The organism is Paenibacillus sp. Paensp38, from assembly GCF_059491915.1.
This window is the reverse complement of the sequence record NZ_CP168516.1, coordinates 1,446,424-1,464,894: the sequence shown is the minus strand read 5'-3', so window position 1 is coordinate 1,464,894 and position 18,471 is coordinate 1,446,424. Positions and strand designations below refer to the sequence as shown.

Annotated in this window: 16 protein-coding genes; 4 read left to right on the top strand and 12 right to left on the bottom strand. The window is 43.5% G+C overall.

Going from position 1 to position 18,471, the window contains the following annotated elements; all coding sequences use genetic code 11:
• Positions 1-148: 148 nt before the first annotated feature.
• Positions 149-1,912: a methyl-accepting chemotaxis protein gene (locus ACEN8J_RS06640; protein WP_340885856.1), complete on the top strand. Its 1,764-nt coding sequence runs from the start codon at positions 149-151 to the stop codon at positions 1,910-1,912.
• Between the two features lie 96 nt (positions 1,913-2,008).
• Here ACEN8J_RS06640 and ACEN8J_RS06635 read toward each other — a convergent pair whose 3' ends face one another.
• The 7 genes from ACEN8J_RS06635 to ACEN8J_RS06605 form a co-directional block, all read right to left on the bottom strand.
• Positions 2,009-3,061 carry a glycoside hydrolase family 53 protein gene (locus tag ACEN8J_RS06635; protein WP_340885860.1) on the bottom strand — a complete coding sequence of 351 codons (1,053 nt, stop codon included), beginning with the start codon at positions 3,059-3,061 and terminating at the stop codon, positions 2,009-2,011.
• A 101-nt stretch (positions 3,062-3,162) separates the two neighbouring features.
• A complete protein-coding gene (locus ACEN8J_RS06630; protein WP_495594364.1) occupies positions 3,163-5,250 on the bottom strand; it encodes a beta-galactosidase in 2,088 nt (695 codons plus the stop codon).
• Between the two features lie 26 nt (positions 5,251-5,276).
• Entirely contained in the window at positions 5,277-6,155 is an 879-nt protein-coding gene (locus ACEN8J_RS06625) for a carbohydrate ABC transporter permease (RefSeq protein ID WP_029517680.1), read from the bottom strand.
• Positions 6,156-6,182: 27 nt separating this feature from the next.
• Positions 6,183-7,073: an ABC transporter permease gene (locus ACEN8J_RS06620; protein WP_029517681.1), complete on the bottom strand. Its 891-nt coding sequence runs from the start codon at positions 7,071-7,073 to the stop codon at positions 6,183-6,185.
• A 251-nt stretch (positions 7,074-7,324) separates the two neighbouring features.
• On the bottom strand, positions 7,325-9,007 hold the full coding sequence (locus ACEN8J_RS06615; protein ID WP_029517682.1) for a type 2 periplasmic-binding domain-containing protein: 1,683 nt from the start codon (positions 9,005-9,007) through the stop codon (positions 7,325-7,327).
• 136 nt (positions 9,008-9,143) lie between these two features.
• Positions 9,144-10,769, bottom strand: a complete 1,626-nt coding sequence (locus tag ACEN8J_RS06610) for a response regulator transcription factor (protein WP_029517683.1) — start codon at positions 10,767-10,769, stop codon at positions 9,144-9,146.
• The gene (locus ACEN8J_RS06605; protein ID WP_495594363.1) at positions 10,744-12,564 is read right to left on the bottom strand and encodes a sensor histidine kinase; all 1,821 of its coding nucleotides are present in this window, start codon (positions 12,562-12,564) and stop codon (positions 10,744-10,746) included. Before ACEN8J_RS06605 ends, ACEN8J_RS06610 begins: the two co-directional genes overlap by 26 nt.
• 114 nt (positions 12,565-12,678) lie before the next feature.
• Here ACEN8J_RS06605 and ACEN8J_RS06600 point away from each other — a divergent pair, with 114 nt between their 5' ends.
• Positions 12,679-12,855 carry a hypothetical protein gene (locus ACEN8J_RS06600; protein WP_176715684.1) on the top strand — a complete coding sequence of 59 codons (177 nt, stop codon included), beginning with the start codon at positions 12,679-12,681 and terminating at the stop codon, positions 12,853-12,855.
• On the opposite strand, the gene ACEN8J_RS06595 is transcribed toward ACEN8J_RS06600, so the two are convergent.
• The gene (locus ACEN8J_RS06595) at positions 12,848-13,288 is read right to left on the bottom strand and encodes a NucA/NucB deoxyribonuclease domain-containing protein (protein ID WP_069010555.1); all 441 of its coding nucleotides are present in this window, start codon (positions 13,286-13,288) and stop codon (positions 12,848-12,850) included. The two genes, ACEN8J_RS06600 and ACEN8J_RS06595, sit on opposite strands and share 8 nt — an antisense overlap.
• A gap of 140 nt (positions 13,289-13,428) precedes the next feature.
• Between ACEN8J_RS06595 and ACEN8J_RS06590 the strand changes: the two genes are divergently transcribed.
• Complete coding sequence (locus tag ACEN8J_RS06590) at positions 13,429-13,623, top strand: hypothetical protein (RefSeq protein WP_029517686.1); 195 nt, start codon at positions 13,429-13,431, stop codon at positions 13,621-13,623.
• Between the two features lie 385 nt (positions 13,624-14,008).
• Positions 14,009-14,311 (top strand): hypothetical protein, encoded by a 303-nt coding sequence (locus ACEN8J_RS06585; RefSeq protein ID WP_013310964.1) that lies wholly within the window; start codon positions 14,009-14,011, stop codon positions 14,309-14,311.
• A 68-nt stretch (positions 14,312-14,379) separates the two neighbouring features.
• On the opposite strand, the gene ACEN8J_RS06580 is transcribed toward ACEN8J_RS06585, so the two are convergent.
• The 4 genes from ACEN8J_RS06580 to ACEN8J_RS06565 form a co-directional block, all read right to left on the bottom strand.
• Positions 14,380-16,266, bottom strand: coding sequence for a tenascin (locus ACEN8J_RS06580; RefSeq protein WP_495594362.1), 1,887 nt, complete (start codon positions 16,264-16,266; stop codon positions 14,380-14,382).
• 120 nt (positions 16,267-16,386) lie between these two features.
• The gene (locus ACEN8J_RS06575) at positions 16,387-16,809 is read right to left on the bottom strand and encodes a YolD-like family protein (protein WP_029517688.1); all 423 of its coding nucleotides are present in this window, start codon (positions 16,807-16,809) and stop codon (positions 16,387-16,389) included.
• Between the two features lie 16 nt (positions 16,810-16,825).
• Positions 16,826-17,494 (bottom strand): uracil-DNA glycosylase, encoded by a 669-nt coding sequence (locus ACEN8J_RS06570; RefSeq protein WP_495594361.1) that lies wholly within the window; start codon positions 17,492-17,494, stop codon positions 16,826-16,828.
• 259 nt (positions 17,495-17,753) lie between these two features.
• On the bottom strand, positions 17,754-18,416 hold the full coding sequence (locus ACEN8J_RS06565) for an S-layer homology domain-containing protein (RefSeq protein WP_209949546.1): 663 nt from the start codon (positions 18,414-18,416) through the stop codon (positions 17,754-17,756).
• Between the last annotated feature and the right edge of the window lie 55 nt (positions 18,417-18,471).

Sequence of the window (18,471 nt, the reverse complement as noted above, 5' to 3'; positions counted from 1 at the left end):
TTCATTCACTAGGGGGCCGCCGTTCTTTTTGAATAACCTTCTACTCTCCCTTTTAATAAATACCTAACATTTAGAAAGCAAATTGTCGAAATATATATGGGGTAGGTTGTATATGAAACTAAATTGCTAATTCAAAGGAGAAGAAAACGTGAAAAACTTGAAGTGGAGAACTATGTCCTTTTTTGGTAAAAATCTATTAATCTCTTTTCTTAACATCGTATTAATAGGAGCTATTCTCATCACATCCAGCTATATACTTCAAAAGAACATTCTCACCACGCAGCTGCAAGATCAAGTTAAGGTATTGACTAAAAAATGGGCAGAAGATGTTGATAAAACAAAAGTACAACAAGCATTGAATGAAAAAGATTATAACGGCTCTGCTCAACAAGATCTACGCAAATTTCTCGATTCTATTCACGCCTTTTATCCGAATGTTGCCCAAGCTTACATATTTGGTACAGAGCTAACAGAAGGTAATCAGACCTCCATTATTGGCGTTCCCACAAATTTAGTCCAAGCTTTCCAAGACTTAAAGATGAACATTGGGGACATGTACACTCTTCCTGACGAAAATGCACAAGCCGTAAATAAAATGCTTCAATCTAATGAATCAGCATTAAGCAGCTTTTACACGGACGAATATGGCACATGGACTACCATTGTTTACCCGATTACAGATGCAAGCGGGAAAGTCACAAGTGCGATTTACTTTGACGTAGATGCGAGCTCTGTACCTACCGGCCTTCATAAATTGCTTGTATACGGTGTTTCACTGCTCATTCTGTTTCTTGCCATCTTCTTAACGATTCAATATTTACTGGTAAAGCGCACCCTCTCCCCGATTCGTAGCCTGATGAAGGGCATTGAAGAAGTCAGCGAGGGTAATCTGAATGTAAAAATCAAGACAGGCGAGGACGACCTTGGCATTATCAATCAAAAATTTAATTCTATGATCAAACGCCTTAACGATACTATGGTGAAAGTACAGGATACGACACAAGAAGTTACGGGATCTGCCCAAGAATTGTTAAGCATTAGCGAGAAAAACAGTACGAATACGAACGTCATTAACAGCAATATTCAGGAAATAACCCAGGGGCTTGAAGCTCAGGATCACGCAGCACATGAAAGCTCCAGAGCTATGAATGAAATGTCGACAGTTATCCAAACCATTGCGGAGAGCTCCTCTTCCGTAGCTGATCAAGCTTATTCTATGGAAAAACGCTCCGTTGAAGGCAATCAGGTAGCCCAAAAGCTTTCCGCTCAAATGGACTCTATCTCCACTACAATGGAAAGTACAGCTGATTCCGTTAATGCGCTGCAGAACCGTTCGAACGAAATCAGCAATATCGTCAGCATCATTACAGGCATTGCCAGTCAAACGAATCTGCTTGCACTGAACGCTTCTATTGAAGCTGCCAGAGTCGGTGAAGAAGGCAAAGGTTTTGCAGTCGTAGCGGGAGAAGTGCGTAATTTGGCTGAGCAGTCTCAAGAGTCTGCCAAACAAATCGCAGAGCTTATTGAAGAAATCCAAAAAGAAATTGAGCAAACTGTAAAAGGCATCAGCGTTGGTACAAAAGAAGTTCACGTCGGGCTGGAAGTTACAAAGCAGACAGGCGAAATGTTCTCTGAAATTTTAGATGCGTCTAATAAAGTGTCGTCACAAATCCAGGAAGTATCCAGTGCAACGGAGCAGATCTCGGCCAGCACGCAGGAAATGTCAGCTACCTCTGACGAGCTGTCTTCCACAGTTAGCAAAACAGTGGACAGCAGCAAACAAATTGAACAAACCATTGGAGAACAAGCTGAATCCATGGCTTCTATTGTCAAAGCTTCTGACAAGCTTACATTGATGTCTGGCGAGCTGGAAGAGCTTATTTCTTTCTTCAAGGTAAACCGAGAAGCCTAATTTTATAACTTCTAAATAGCCATAGATAACAGTAAAGAACCTCTAATCTGCATATAATGCGCATCAGAGGTTCTTTGATATACTCTTACGTACTTCTTAATTTATAAATCCTTCCAAAGCTGAAGTTGGCTTACCGTCAGCCTGCCAAGCACCTTTGTTATAACCCTGATTGTAACCTGGAGTTGCAGCAGGCTCCCAATAAAATACCCCTGTACCTTTACCGCCTCCGATGTCCCGAACCTTCGTTTTGATTGCAAATATAAATGACTTGGAAGCCGCAGGTTCATTATATTCCATCCCGATTTCACTGATGACAATACCTTTGCCGTATTTTGCAATGAGGTTATTGGCATTGGTAATCGTCTGATCCACCTTGCCCTGCCAGTCAGAAGGAGACGGATACAGAGACAGTCCGATGAGATCAAACTGAGCTCCATTATCAATCAGCCCGCCGATATTCCAGTTCAACACAGAACTGTTATCCCCGTTGGCTAAATGTACGATCGTTTTAGTACTACTGCTTACCGATTTTACAGCATTATTACCTGTATTGACGAGCCAGGCATAGTTTTTCATGTTCACCGAAGCTTTGCCATCTTCCCAGAGCATTCCATTGTTCGTCTCATTACCGATCTGCACCCAGTCCGGTGTTACCCCCTTGCTTTTCATCGTGTCCATAACATAGACCGTATGGGACCAGACTGCATCCATAAGTTGTGTAAATGTGAAATTGCGCCACGCATAAGGTTTGTTCTGTTGCCCTGGATCTGCCCAAGAATCACTATAATGTAGAGTCAGCATAACGCTCATACCTAACTTTTTAGCTCGTTGCGCCAGTTCTGCTGCCTTTTCGGCATTCATGTATCCGCTTGCATAATCTTTCATGTCAGGGTTTACCCACACACGGATACGCACCGAGTTGATCTGATAGTCATCTCGCAAAATTTGCAGTATATCTCGACGAACACCCTTCTTATCCTTCCAACTCATACCTTGCGCTTCCATTCCTGCTACCCAGCTTATATCTGCTCCTTTGGCGAAAGCAGGGGCGGCCGAAGCCGCACCCAACCCTACAGAACCGAACGGATACAATAAGCTGGATAACAAGATCAACATCGCAAATACCATCGTGCGGTTACCTGTTTTCATAAGTCATCTCCCATCCGAATTGTATACTTCTCATTGCCTCTGACCAATCTACCAGCTCCCACTCGGGAAAACGATAGAGATCACACTTAATATATCATGTTCTATTTATTGCGCTCTGTCTTTAAAACCTTAACAGCGTAGGCATCCAATTGAATGCTACCATCTTCTATCACATGATTTTCAAGCATATCCGCATAAGTTCGTCCATCCAACATAATCTTTTGCGGCTCATGCGTGAAATTCAATATGAAAATATAATCATGAACTCCATCGGTACGAATCGCCGTATTCACTCCATGAGGCAACTTCACATTGAGCGCTTTACTGATTCCTGCATCCTCAATTAAACTTCTGTAAAAATGACTGTGGAATAGTCCGATGTTGCGTGATGCGATGTAATAAGCCTTTCCTTGTCCCAAACGGTTCACCGTCAAAGCTGGGCGTCCTGCATAAAAGTCTGAACCGTACACAGCCAGTACCTCTGCACCCTCTGTATGAATGAGATCACACAATTCTACAGCTTCATACTCCCCTTGCAGATCCAGCTCATTGCCTTCAACCGGCAAAATGTGATTACGGTCATGATCATGCAATCCGTCAATCTCTTCCGACCAGATCCCCAGCGTCTTACGAAGCGGGCCCGGAAAGCCTCCAAGGAAGCACAAATCATGTTCATCTACGATACCAGACCAATAGGTTGCTACGAAAATACCACCGTTTTCAACAAACTTCTGTATACGCTCCCCCACACCGCTGCGGACCATATATAACATCGGAGCTACCAAAAGTTTGTATTTGGAGAAATCTGCATCCATATGAATGACATCTACAGGCACACCCTGCTCCCACAGCGCCAAATAATGCGCTTCAGCTGTCTCTTCATATTTTACACCTTTGTTCCGCGGTCCCTGTGAATCGTTGATTCCCCAACGGTTCTCCCAGTCAAAAATGACTGCGGCCTCCGCCGGTACAGATGTACCGATAACCTCCTCCAGTTTTTCCAGCGCATTACCGACATGGGTCACATCCCCGAATACCCGAGTGTGCTCATGTCCGACATGATCGACAACCGCACCATGCAGCTTTTCACTCGAACCGCGGCTTTTCCGCCACTGAAAATATTGAACGGTGTCTGACCCGTGTGCCACAGCCTGTAAAGACGAGAGCAGATGCATTCCCGGCCGCTTCAGCTTGCTAACGTCTTGCCAGTTCGTCAAACTTGGTGTACTCTCCATGAGCATCCAAGGCTTACCTCCCTTGATTGAACGAATAATATCATGCATCATGGCCACTTTAGCAGCCTGACGGCTATCATCTCCCTCACGATCATGCCATGTTGGGTAACTATCCCAGGATATAACATCGAGCAGATCAGCAAACTTCCAGTAGTTCAATCCTTCAAAAAACTCCATCAAATTGGTTGTGACCGGAATTGCTGGATTTGCAGCCTTGAGCGGCACAATCTCATGCTTGATAAAATCTGCGGTCTGATCGGTCACAAACCGTCTCCAGTCCAAATTCATGGCATGAACCTGTGTTTCACCGTGAGGTGCCGGGGACTCAACTTGGCTCCAGTCCGTAATCGTATGACTCCAAAAGGTCGTCCACCATGCGTGATTTAGCTTGTCCAGCGTACCGTATTTATCCTGGACCCAAGCGCGAAATGCCTCCTGACAATAATCACAGTGGCAATCTCCACCAAATTCATTGGAAATATGCCAGCCAATCACAGCCGGATGGTTAGCATAACGCTCGGCTAGCTTCGTATTCATGATACGTACTTTTTCCCGGTAAACAGGCGATGTAGCACAGTGATTATGGCGAAACCCGTGCAGATTACGGACACGGTTAGCCTCCACACGCAGCACCTCAGGATATTTTTGTGACATCCAGGCTGGTCTTGCTCCACTAGGAGTAGCCAAAAATGCATAGATTCCGTTCTCAGCAAACGAATCCAGAATACGATCCAGCCACTCAAACGTAAATACACCTTCCTCAGGCTCCAATGATACCCATGAGAAAATGCCAACAGACATCACGTTACATTTGGCTAGTTTCATTAGACGAATATCCTCCGCTAACACCTCAGGGTAATGCTGCCATTGCTCCGGGTTATAGTCCGCTCCATGCAGCATACGTGGAATTCGCTCACTAATCGGGGGGTACTTAGTTATGTTTTGATACGTCACTGTAAATCATCTCCTTATTATTTCTATTACTCTTTGACGGAACCTAGCGTCATACCTTTAACAAAATACTTTTGTAAAAATGGATATACAATGAGAATAGGCGCTGCACCAATGAAAATTTGCGCTGCATTAACCGTCGTTTGAGAAAGTAATTCCATCTCCTTTGGACTCATGCTCATGGAACTCATGTCCTTCTGAATAATTACAGTTTGCAGGAACGTCGCGAGCGGATAGTCCTTTGCATTGCTCAAATAGAGTAGACCGTCAAACCAGGAGTTCCAATGAAATACCATACTAAACAGCGCAATCGTCGCAATGGAAGGCATGGATATCGGTAAAAAGATACTAAACAATGTCCGAAAATGTCCTGCTCCGTCGATCAATGCGGCCTCTTCCATCTCTTTGGGAATTCCTCTAAAAAAGTTCAACATAAGGATGACCAGAAATGTGTTGACCGCTCCTGGCAAAACAAGTACCCAGAAGCTATCCATGAGATGGATCTTTTGAATAACCATATAGAATGGAACCAGACCACCGTTAAAAATCATGCTGAACACGAACAACCATGAATATACGTTTCGGCTACGGAACACAGATGTTTCCTTTGAAAGTGGATAAGCAGCTAAAAAGGTAATCAGCAGTGTCAAGCCGGTTCCCAATACAGTCCGACAGACAGAAATCCAGATGGAGTGCAGAAAAATCGGGTTATTCATTGTCTTCTTATAGGCTTCTAATGAAAACTGCACTGGCCACAGTCCAACCAGATTGGCATCTGCTGCTGATTTAGCACTAAATGATACCGCCAACACATGAATCAGTGGAACGATACACATGATAGACAACATCACTAGTAAGCAAATATTAAACACATTGAAGATGCGGTATGGCGTTGTTTTATGATACATGACTCTCCCTCTTTCAGCCTCGTGGAATCAGAATATGCGGTAACCTGCCCATTTGTAAGCAAGTCGATAAGATATCAGAATGAGAATCATACTGATAACGGATTTGAACAAGCCGATAGCGGTGGCAAAGCCCATTTCCCCATTGATTAACGCTGTCCGGTAGACGAATGTATCAATAATATCGCCTTTTTGGTAAACCAGTGGATTATAAAGGTTGAAAATCTGGTCAAAACCGGCATTCAGTACATTGCCAAGTGCAAGCGTTCCAACAACGACTACCATCGGAATTAACGAAGGTACAGTGATGTGTAGCGTCTGTCTCCAGCGGCTCGCTCCATCCATTTCAGAAGCCTCATACAACGAAGGATTAATACCCGCCAGTGCAGCGAGAAATACGATGGTGTTGTAGCCGAACTCCTTCCATATATCTGAAACAATGACAGTAAATCGAAACCAGTTATTATCTCCCAGAAAAAAGATAGGCTGGATCCCGAAACTACCGAGAATACGGTTCATAAATCCATCTGTAGCCAACAGGTCAATCAGAATTCCGCCCAAGATGACCCACGACAGAAAGTGTGGTAGATAAACCAGTGTCTGAATGGATCGCTGAAGTCCGACCTTGCGAATTTCATTCAGCAGTATAGCAAAAACAAACGGAACCACCAGATTGAAAAACATCTTTAACACAGCAATAATTAGTGTATTCCAGACAACTTGAAGACTGTCCTCCCGTTGAAACAAAAAGCGGAAGTTATCCAGTCCAACCCACTCGGAACCCGTTATGCCTAGCCAAGGCTTGTAATTTTGAAAGGCCATCACGATGCCGCCCATCGGAATGTAGCTGAATACAATTAAGAAAATGATGGCTGGCAGCAGCATGATATGAAATGGCCACGTACGTTGCAGACTTCTCATTGCAGTTCCTCCTGTAACTTTCATTCATGGTATACTTCAATTATAAAAGCGTTTTCGCAGTCCCGACAGTTCAAAAAACCAACATACATGGCACAAAAGCAATCATTTTTTTAAGCTCGCCAAACGAATAAAACTTTTTTTCAAATACACCATGATAGCGCATTCATTTCCACTCGATACGGGTGAAACTGTAGTAAAAAGGCTGCCCACCTCGGGACAGCCTTCCTACTCTGTTACAACATCATTGGTTTTTACTTTTCGACGCTTTTATACCATTCGTTTACTTCATTTGTAATTTGTTCGCCACCCGCTGTTTTCCACGTCTGCACAAAGGTATCAAAAGCAGAGATCGGCTGCTTGCCATAAATAATTTCATTGAAGGTCTGACTTTCAATTTTATCCAGATAGTCCTTTTTAGCCTTCATGGTTGGCGTAGTTGGACCTGTGAACTGATCTTTCATGGAGATATCCTTCTGTTCCATAAGCACTTTGGCAGCTGCAGGAGTACCTTTCCCGTAGTTCACCATTACATCTTTCTCCAGACGGGTCTTCGGTTCTGCGCCGTTAGCCAAACTTAGCAAAGCCTTCATTTGGGCATCAGGTATACGCGCACCATCACGAACCAGCAAATAACGAATAGAGTTTACATAACCGCCTGGTATTTTATCGATAGACATTAGCTTTCCGTCCGCATCCAAATCATAATCGTAGCCCTTAAACAGCCCATTCGACAAATCGCTATCCGGTTTGGCATTAGCATAATGGTCAAACAAATAGTTTTGATAAGTGAAAAAAGCTTCAGGATGCTGCATTTGTTTGTTGATTAGTACAACACCATTGGTGTATTGCGTACCGTGACGCATGGCTTTGTTGTCAGGACCTGCTGGAATCTTAATCGGCTTCCATATGGCACCCGGCGCATTTTTGACTGTATCCTGAAGCGGCCAGCCGCTCATCCAATATGGCCCAGGAATCATGCCGGCTGTTCCTGCGACTGTAGGTTCTGCCGTTTTATTTTCATCCCACAATGCTGCTTCCTGAGGGATATATCCCTTTTTGAGCCACTCGCTCAGCTTTTGCAAACCCGGCTTCATGCCAGGCTGCACGGAGCCATATTCCAAACTGCCATTCGCGCCTTTGTTCCACTGCTGAGGTAGTGTGCCATATGCCCCGAAAATCCAGGACGGGTCACCCATCCAAGTGTTCATGGATGTTTTAAAACCGATACTGAGCGGAACCACTTTGTTCGGAGCCAGTCCGTCCGGATTTTTATTTTTAAAGGCATCCATCACTTTTTCCAGATCATCCATCGTCTCAGGAGCCTTCATACCCAGCTTATCCAACCAATCTTGTCGTACCCACAATACATAATCATGGTTATAGGCGAAATCAAGCACAGGAATACCCATTTTCTTACCATCTCGGCTATACTGATTCCATACATTCGTATCCTGATTCATCGCCTGCTTCCAGGAATCCGAAGCGTACTTGTCAAACAACGGACCAGCCTCTGCAAACATACCGGAATCGATCATGTCCTGTGCCAGTTGCTCATTTTCCGTCCCCAGTACAACGACGTCCGGCATCTCCTGACCGGAGGACATAGCCAAACGCAGCTTCGTAGCAAATGCACCATTCGTATCCGTGACGGACCAGAGTGATTTGATATTAATACCGAATTTCTCTTTAGCCCATTTGGTCGCAATGTTATTTTCGATAGATTCACCATTTTTAAATTTTAAGGCGGGATCTACACCCCATACCGTGGAAATTGTGACTTCTGGATTGTATTTTTCTTTGTATACGTTTTCAGTTTTAGCTGTGCCGTCCGCATTCCCATCATTTTCCGCACCTGAGCAGCCCACAAGGCCAACTCCTAATACCATAGTTGCGGCGAGCAACGACAACAGCTTTTTCTTCGAATGAACTCGCATATTGTTCCCCCTCTAGAAATCATTTTCTACTCTTTTATTATAGAAGGGCTTTTCTTCACAGCCTATGTCACAAAATAAATATTTCTGCACCTTTCCCAACTGATCTTTACTGATTTCGTCTTTACTGGTCCCATCTCTACTGATCTCGAAATTCGTGCGGAGTCATTCCGTAATGCTTTTTGAACATTTTACTGAAATATTGGGGATTCTGGTAGCCTAGTTCCGTCGTAATTTCGTATATTTTTTTGTTGGAATATTTGAGCAAATAAAGAGCCCGCTCCATTCTCATTCGGATAATATAGTCACCCAGACCTTCTCCGGTTTCAGCTTTATAAATTTTAGACAGATAGACTGGATGAAGATAAACCTGATCAGCAATCGTCTTAACAGACAGCTCCTGGCCTTTATCCTGGGAGATGAGCTCCTGAACCTGCTTGACCACATAACTTTTAGCGCTTTGTTCGCTTGCGGACCATTCAGATTTAAGTTTGTTCATCATGGAAAATATCCACTCTTTGAGGTGGGGGAACGAATGAACCATTTTCTGCGCATGTAACGGATCGAAGCCTACTTGATCCATCTGTGTAATGAAACGTCCTTGTTTGTGCGCTGTATACATAAAGGCGCTCGTCACCGAAATAAACAGCTCATATAAATGCTCGCGTGTATATCCCACCTCTTCCATTTTTCCAAATACACGGCTCACTTTCGCTTCAGCCTCGTCCCATTGCCTGGATTCGAGCAGATGAGTAAGCGTAGGGTGCATATAAAGCCCCTCTAGTGACTTAACTGAACTGTGTGGCTGTTCTGTCTGTTCTTCTATGAATAGCAGTGCATCCGTTTCCTCCTGATGATTCCAGTATAAAGATCTAATCGCTGTCTGATATAGCTTAGGCAGTTCCTCTGGAAACTTAAACCATCCGGTTAATGCAACGTAAATTTCCCCTTTCAAGTAATTGCTTACATTTTTTCGAAAGGCCTCAATCGCCGCACTCAAAAAACGATTCTGCTCATCCACACTCCGCTCAGGAAATGAATTCCAATCCCCTTCTATTAATACAATTAAGCAGTCATGCGGCGCTTTGCAATGCCAAACGTGAAAATCAGGTGCGAACACTTCTTCGGCAATATTTCCAATCGCATACTCAATTAAGGAGACTGAATGATAGTCCATATCAGAAAAATGCTTTCCTAGCTGAATAAGCAGCATACTGGCAGGATGTCCCGTACGTAGCTTGATTTCGTACTCGGACATTTTGCTCTCTATTTTTGGTACTGGTAAATCACGCCCGAGTAGCAAATCATGCATCAAATGGGTCCGCAGTACACCAAAATCGTTTCTGCGGCTATATTGTAATTGATGAACCTTGTCAAATGCTTCCCATTCTTCCTTTAGCGAATCCATGGCGGCTGACACACATTTGATAAACTCTTCATCATCCACCGGCTTTAAAATGTAATCAAAAGCCTTAAGCTGAAGCGCTTTTTTAGCATATTCAAAATCGGCATAGCCTGTCAGTAACAAACTTCGGATATGCGGCCATCGCTCGTTTACTTCAACAATCAACTCCAGTCCCGTCATACCAGGCATACGAATATCTGTTACCAGAATATCAATATCGTACGCTTCCAGCACATCCACTGCTGCTAATGCGGAAACCGCTTGATGAACCCTCTCGATGCCTAGCGTCTCCCACGGAATGGTAGCTGCCAGACTTTCTGTTACATAACTCTCATCATCTACTAGTAATATCTGAACCATCTGGTCCCTCCATTTTAACTATATTCGAATCTGGCGAAGGCTCAATTAAACCATTCGCATGCTCTCCTTCTGTTGAGATCGACCATTTTAATACTGCACGCAATCCTCCCAATGGAGACAAAGAGAACTCCAGTCCGGCATCTTCCCCAAAATGTAATCGCATGCGGTGATGCACATTCCACAAACCGTATCCATGATCCTCTTCCACAGGCCTGTCAAGCGTTGATGTCAGGGCAGCTATAGCCTCTCTACTCAAACCGAGTCCGTTATCATCCACAATCAGGTACATATACGAGCCAACACGCTCAGTCAAAATATGAATTAGACCCTCCTCCGCTTGAGGCTCTATTCCGTGCAGCACCGCATTTTCCACCAGTGGCTGCACTATAAGCGGCGGAATCGGCAGACTGCTGGCCTGCGAAGAAACATGAACTAAGAACGTTAGCCTTGGCATACGCATCTGCTGTATCCTCAGATAATATTGAACAAACTCGACTTCTTCTGACAATGGAACCAAATCCCGCTCCTGTCTTGTCGTATACCGATAATACCTGGATAAATTATGAGCCATAGCCACGACCGCCTCATGATTGCGCAGCTTCGCCATACTTGTGATAAACGAAAAACAATTATAAAAAAAATGTGGATTGATTTGTGACTGGAGCTGCTTTAGTCGCGCTTCCTTGACATGTAGCTGCTCAACATACACCTTCTCAAACAGCTCCTGAATCTGTTCGACCATCTGATTGAATTGACTAGACAGGAAAGCAAACTCGTGACTCCCCCTTAGACTTAATCGAACAGCATAGTCTCCGTCCTTTAGTCTCCTAAATGCCCGCACAAGCTGAAGAATCGGCACTTGTACCTGTGAATGAAGCAAATAAGCGCCAATCAGGCCTACCAGCAGCGAGCCAACAACCGTTATATAAAACAGTCGATTCGATGAGTAAATCGGAGACATCATATCGGACAAAGGCATGTAATCAATCAAATACCAACCCGTCGTTTGCGAAAGAACGGCATGAACCAGGTAGCTTTCTTCTCCAATTTTCACAGTCAGATTGTCAACTTCATGGAGTCCCATTTTTTCTAATTTTGAAATCAGCTGTCCAGACAGCTCTTCATTGGCAGTACGATTATAGATCGCTCCTACGCCTTTTTTATAATAAAAAGGCTCCTTGCGTCCATCACCTTTGAAGCGGTCAAGCATATCCTGAATATTACTGCTGTCAAATTCAACCTTAATAATCGTGTTAGCAGTTTCTGGATTACCAAGTGAAGAAAACGGGGATAATGTATACAATGAAAATATAAATTGGTCTTTCCCGTATGATCTTTTTTTGGATACCTGCCAGCCGTCTTTTATCAGCTGATTTAGTTTTTTCTGGTCATATAAACCTGCTCCATTTTCCGATACAACCCGTCCAAGCGAAGGAGAATAGATACTCAGTCCGGTTCTCCAATTAGAAGAGCTTTCCTGAAGCCCAAGCTTGGTTTGAATCCGTTTGACAAGGTTAATTCCATCCAGATTGAGAACTTTGTCCTTCAAAAAAATCGCTTGAAAACTGGCTACATCAGGATCATGAATCAGCAGATGCGGCCAGGAGGAAATCATTTCAATATTCGTATTCACCTGGTTTTGAAAAAAAGTCAGCTGATTATAATTAGATTGATTCAGCTCCTCACGTAGTACACCTGTCGTTGTCTGATTAGAATAGACATACAGGATCAGCAGAGGTATAAGCAATACGATAACGATGGAGACGATTTTAGTATAAAAATTAAATTTAAACATGAGTTCTACACATCCTCTGCACAAGAAACAGGCATACTTAATTGGTATGCCTGAGCCCTGACCTTTGTTGCCGTCAGTACATACACTACATTATCAATGGTTGGCGGTGATAATATGTTTGATGCTAAGCAAATGGAATGGTTTAACCAACTATCCGCTGAAGACTTGGCCATTTTAGGTGCCGGCTTCAATACACTAGGTGATTTTTTTGATTTTCTGGCGTTGGTTAAGGCCAAACAGGAAACATCTAAGGAGCTAAAAGGTAAAAACACGAAATCAAAAACTATTTAATAACGAATTTTACACGAGTTCCATCCTCATACTCATCCAATTGATGACTAACCCATGATCCTGCCCCACGATTATCCTTAGGGGCTATGTATTTGACATTTGCACCTTTGCCTCCTTCTGAACACATAGCCATCGGCCATTCATCACGATCGTATCCCTTACGAGTGGGAACACCTGTAAGCGAATGCTTGCGATTTAGCTCGGCTCCTTCACGGTCAATTGTGCATACTGGTGATTTTCCCGCCTGAATGGCTTCCTTAATATGCTGCGCCGTTTCAGGGTAACGACCTGACGGGAATTGCAGCGTTACCTGAGCCGCCGAGGAAGGCGGGTTCTCTCCTGTTATTTTCGTAAGAAGATTGCCTCCTTCAAACCAGTACGCGCCCGCAGCTAGCAGAACTAAAGCTATAAAACTTAGCAACTTTTTCTTCAATTTCTCTCTTCCCTTCAAGCTATTCCAATAGATGCCTTCAACTAAGGTGATCCCCGGATTTTATTTTTTGTAACCCCTTACTAACTATAAAAAAAGGTTGAATATTGGACGACAAATAGTATAGAGAGGAGGTTGCACGAATGAACGATGAGATCAAACTGGCCGTGAGCCAAATGCAAGCCGTTGTAGTCCGGTTACTGAATGGAAGTACCGTAATTGGCTGGCCTAAGCTCCTATCTGACCAAGAAACTCAGCAATTCAAGCTCTATGATGACGAACACGTATATACGATTTCTGTTAATGACGTGGATACAGTCGCAAGAGTTATTGTATAAGATACAGGAAGCGACTTAATGAGACATCCAGCGGACAAGCCCAAACAAGGCACACCACAGAAGAAGACTAATCAGAATCCCCCAAAATAAACCTTTAAAAAGCTTCATACCATACTGACAACCTTTCCGACTGGGCTTTTCCCCATTATAACATGTCAGAAAGACAGCTGTCGCAGCTTGCTCTTGCATCATCTTCGTATCATATATTTTAAATTTTAAAATCACAATACAAAGGAAAATAATGAAAGTTCCGAAAATTATGCCTGATCACCATTGAAAATGCAATCATGACATAATAAAAGTCACATTTTAATCAAAATTTAATGAAAGTTTTCCGAAAATGATGTATAATTATTGACATAACAAAACGCACGAGGTGATCATCATGGCATTATTAAACAGAGTTCATGAATTAAAATTGCAACTGCCTAACGAGCATCATAGCATTTCCCAATACGTGGAGCATGCATTGCATTCGATTGACAGTTTTGTGGAGCAACATCGTCAATTTATAGCCGCTCAGGCTCTATATGGTGAAAAGATCAATGGTACGGAAGAAAGACTGTTCCGAGACACAATTTCTGAGATTAAAGCCCAACTGGTAGCTACTTTGGAAAAGACAGTTGAAGACTTCGCACACAAAGGCGATAAACATTGGAAAAATCATTATCAGGACGGCGTAGAATAAGCTGAAAATAACCCCCGGTCTTTGGACCGGGGGTTATTTTGTATAAGTGGATGTGACAATGTACGTAGCTATTTTAACACTTTGGCAGATGTCGTTACCTTCTTACCGCCATAGACTACTTTAATACTGGAGCTTCCGCTTTCCAAGGCCTTCACCTGACCAGCTGTAACCTGTACGATCGACGGTTTGGAGGATGTCCATACCGCTGAGCTTGTCACATTGGTAGTAGCACCTGAATCATAAACTGCATTCACACTAAGCACTTGAGAGGAGCCTTTAGGCAGCTTCAGGTTTTTATTGCTCAATACCAGTTTGAGCAGCTTAGGTGTGACCTTGATCTCGATGTTAAACGACTTATCCTGATATGTGCCCGTAATCGTTGCGTTTCCAATTCCAACGGCTTTAATGGAAGAGCCTTTTACGATCGCTACGGAAGCATTCGATGTTGTCCATTTCACTTTACTGCTCAGGGTAACTTTTTTACCATCCGTATATATGCCGATGACTTTGATGGACTTACTTCCTTTCAAATTCATTTCGGCATTCGAAAAGCTTGGTGTCAATGTAGAAATGGCTCCTTCCACAATGACAGGTACTTTCACATATTTATTCATATACATAGCCTTGATTCCAGAGTTACCGCCATTCACCGCTTTTACTTTACCATTTGCTACTGTAACTGCAGCTGTTGTACCTACCCAGCTTACCTGATTGGTAATATCCAGTATTCCACCACCAGCCATGTGGGCTTTTACTGTCGGAATACTTGCTTCTTGGCCTGCAACCAGTACATATTTTTTCTCAGAAGCCATCAGCTTGAGCACTTTATATTGCACAGTCACTGGAATATCCAGTTTGAGCGCACCTACCGTTGCTGTCAATGTTGCACTGCCTGGGTTCACTGCAACCAGCTTACCATTTGCTATTTTAACTGCACTTTCACTGCTTAAGCTCCATTTTACATCGGATTGAACTGCTTTTTTTGCTCCATTGACCAAATAAGCAGATATACTCGGAAGAGAAGTTTTGCCTCCTGTTTCGAGAGTCAGACTGGCTTTGCTTGAAACCAGTTTTTCAACCGTCGGAAGTACATTAATCTTCAGAGTCTTGCTCAAACCATGATAGGACGCTGTAATCGTCGAATTGCCTGCATCCATCGGTGTGATTTTACCTTGCTCGACTGTGGCAACCAGCGGATTGGAGGAAGTCCATTCTGCCGTGTTGGTCACATCTGTTTTGCTGCCAGTCAGGTTGACATCAGTTGCACTAACCTGAATTGGGGAGCTACCTAAAAAGACCGATTTGGACCCAGTTGCACTCAATACCAATGCCTGGGAAGAAGAGCGCACATACACAATCGTTTGTGCTTTGAGTTCATCTTTGCTTGCTTTAATGTAAGTCACGCCTTTGGCAAGTGGACGAATAAGACCATCTTTAACGGTAGCAACAGCCGCATTCGAAGAAGTCCATTCGACACCGGATACATTTTCCGTCCCACCTCCAGTAAGAACACCTTGAGCAGTCAATTGCTTCGATTCTCCGCCAATCGTCAGATTCAGTGGACCCGTCGGATTTAATTGCAGCTTGCTGTAAGGCGATTTTACTGTAATCGTTGTACTTACCGTTTGCTGCTCATATGTAGCAACAATCTTAATCTGCCCTTTTGACACAGGAGTAATGAGTCCCTTATCTACCTTTAAAATACTTGAATCCCCAGAGATCCATTCTGCCTTTTGTGTAACATCTTCCTTGCCCTTTTCTGTCAATGACCACACTTTTAATTGAGCGGGGCTTCCACCCAGATTCAATGTAGTCGGATTTTGACTATCCCACTCTACCGTGGAGGTCTTGCTCTCCTCAGCCCGGATCAAACCTGCTGGCCATGCTGCAAATACAAACATCAGCAACGCAAGTAAGAAGGTACTCCGTTTGCTCATACGTTTCATACGTTCCATTCGTTTCGCTCCCTTTGTCTCATTCTATAAAACAGGGTATTATTAACAATCCCATTATCTTTTATCGGTAAGCAGTTAACTAAATTGAACCCTTCATCAAAAAAAGGTGAATTATTACAGTTAAAGTTCTCCACGCAGTGACCTTACCACAAACAAATGCTCTTCCTTAGATAAGGTTTGTCCATCTTCAAGAATTACATCGTGTGCCGAGTGACTAACCAGCTTTACATTATAAGCAATCAGCTGATCCTCTCTCCAAATCGTCACCGCCGACTGAAAATGAATAGCATTATCAAACTGTAACGGAACGCTCATTACATAACCAGTAGCGTTCAGCTTCGCCGGATGGCGGCTTCTACGCTCACGCCCCGGAGGAAACATGGTAATATGCGTAATATTTTCAAAAGGAATAGCCAGCATTTTCGGGCCTAAAATAACACACTTTCGTATCTCATCCCATTTTTCAAGCGTGCCGCGCACCTTCTGGGTATGACCATTGTTGCCGTGATATAAAATGACCTGACGTCCCTTCCATTGACGCATGTCCTCACCTCCAGTGCTAGCGGCTATGAATATCCCACCGAATCGGTTCCATTCCATGCTCCTGCAAAAATGCATTGGTACGCGAAAAAGGTTTGCTGCCAAAAAAACCTCTGTGAGCCGCCAATGGACTCGGATGAACGGATTTTAGCACCAAATGCTTGCTGGTATTCACGAAGCTTGCTTTTTTCTGAGCATGGCTCCCCCACAAAATAAACACTGCTGGCTGCTCGCGCTCATTAATCGCTTCAATGACAGCATCCGTGAAACGTTCCCAACCTATTCCCTGGTGAGATTGCGGTTGTCCTTTACGCACGGTTAACACGTTGTTCAGCAGCAGCACACCTTGCTCAGCCCAAGGAACGAGGTATCCCTGATTCGGAATGGGAGTACCGATATCATCGCGAAGCTCCTTGTATATATTTAATAGAGACGGTGGCGTTCGCACACCAGGTCTAACAGAAAAGCTTAAACCGTGAGCTTGTCCCTCTCCATGATATGGATCCTGTCCCAATATAACCGCTTTGGTCAGATGAAATGGCGTTAATTTGAGTGCGGAAAACAAGTCTTCTTTTGGAGGATATACCTTATGTAACTTGTACTCTCGGGCTAACGTATACCTTAAATCATTAAAGTATGGCTTTTCGACCTCTTCTCGTAGTACATCATCCCAGTCATTCCCAAACATACTCCTGTCTCCTCTCAATATGTAAATCAGTGAAAACGGTAAGCTTTTTGATCCAAAAAAATAAGCTGAACTCCTCATCCGGAGCCAGCTTATTTATTCGTTACCTGTGTTATATGCCGAAGGACCAGGAAAATATCCTTACGGTAATCAGCTACCGCAGGTCTAAATTCGATTTCCTTATTATAACATTAACGATAATGATGTCAAGTAACTGAAAGCTTAATTCCCTCAGAAGAAAAGCTCTTTATTGCTGTATTTATTACGATTTTGTATGAGTATTCAGGTATTCCAATGCATTATATAACATAACAGCAGCTTCGGCACGTGTAATCTCGCTTTTTGGATAAAACTTTTCATTTGCATCCAAGGTATTGACCTTGTAGACTAGCGAGCGTTGAATGCTACCTTGGTAAGAAGGCTCCAGTTCGCTGTCATCCGCAATATTCGCAGGTGCGATTTTAATCATCGGAAGAGCGCCTGCTTTTTCCATGCCCTGAATCAGCATATGGGTGAACTGTTCCTTAGTCAGAGCTTTGGCAGGATCAATATCCTTTGGAATAACCACACCATTATAGTGCGCGTTGATAAAAGCTTCGGCGTACCATGCATTATCCTTCACATGGGTAAACAGTCTACTGACCTGTGGCTCCTTGTTCAAATCAATGGCGGCCAAACTGAGCTGGAGTCCGCCGGAGATCAACTGAATGCCTTGGGCAACGGTCACTTTAGATGACGGGAGAAACTTCGTATCAGAGATACCTTTGAGTAGACCCTGATCTTTAAGGGATATAATTTTTTCTTTACCGCTTACGTTATTCAAATCCTTAAATTGGCGGTCTGCCGCAGACATTTGACCTCCAACGGAAAAGGACAAAATGGCTACAGTTGTAATGGCTGCAAATGCACCTTTTCTCATACTCATGTTAAATTCCACCTTGTAATTGAATTAGGCCGCTTGGCCATTAACAACCTCATTG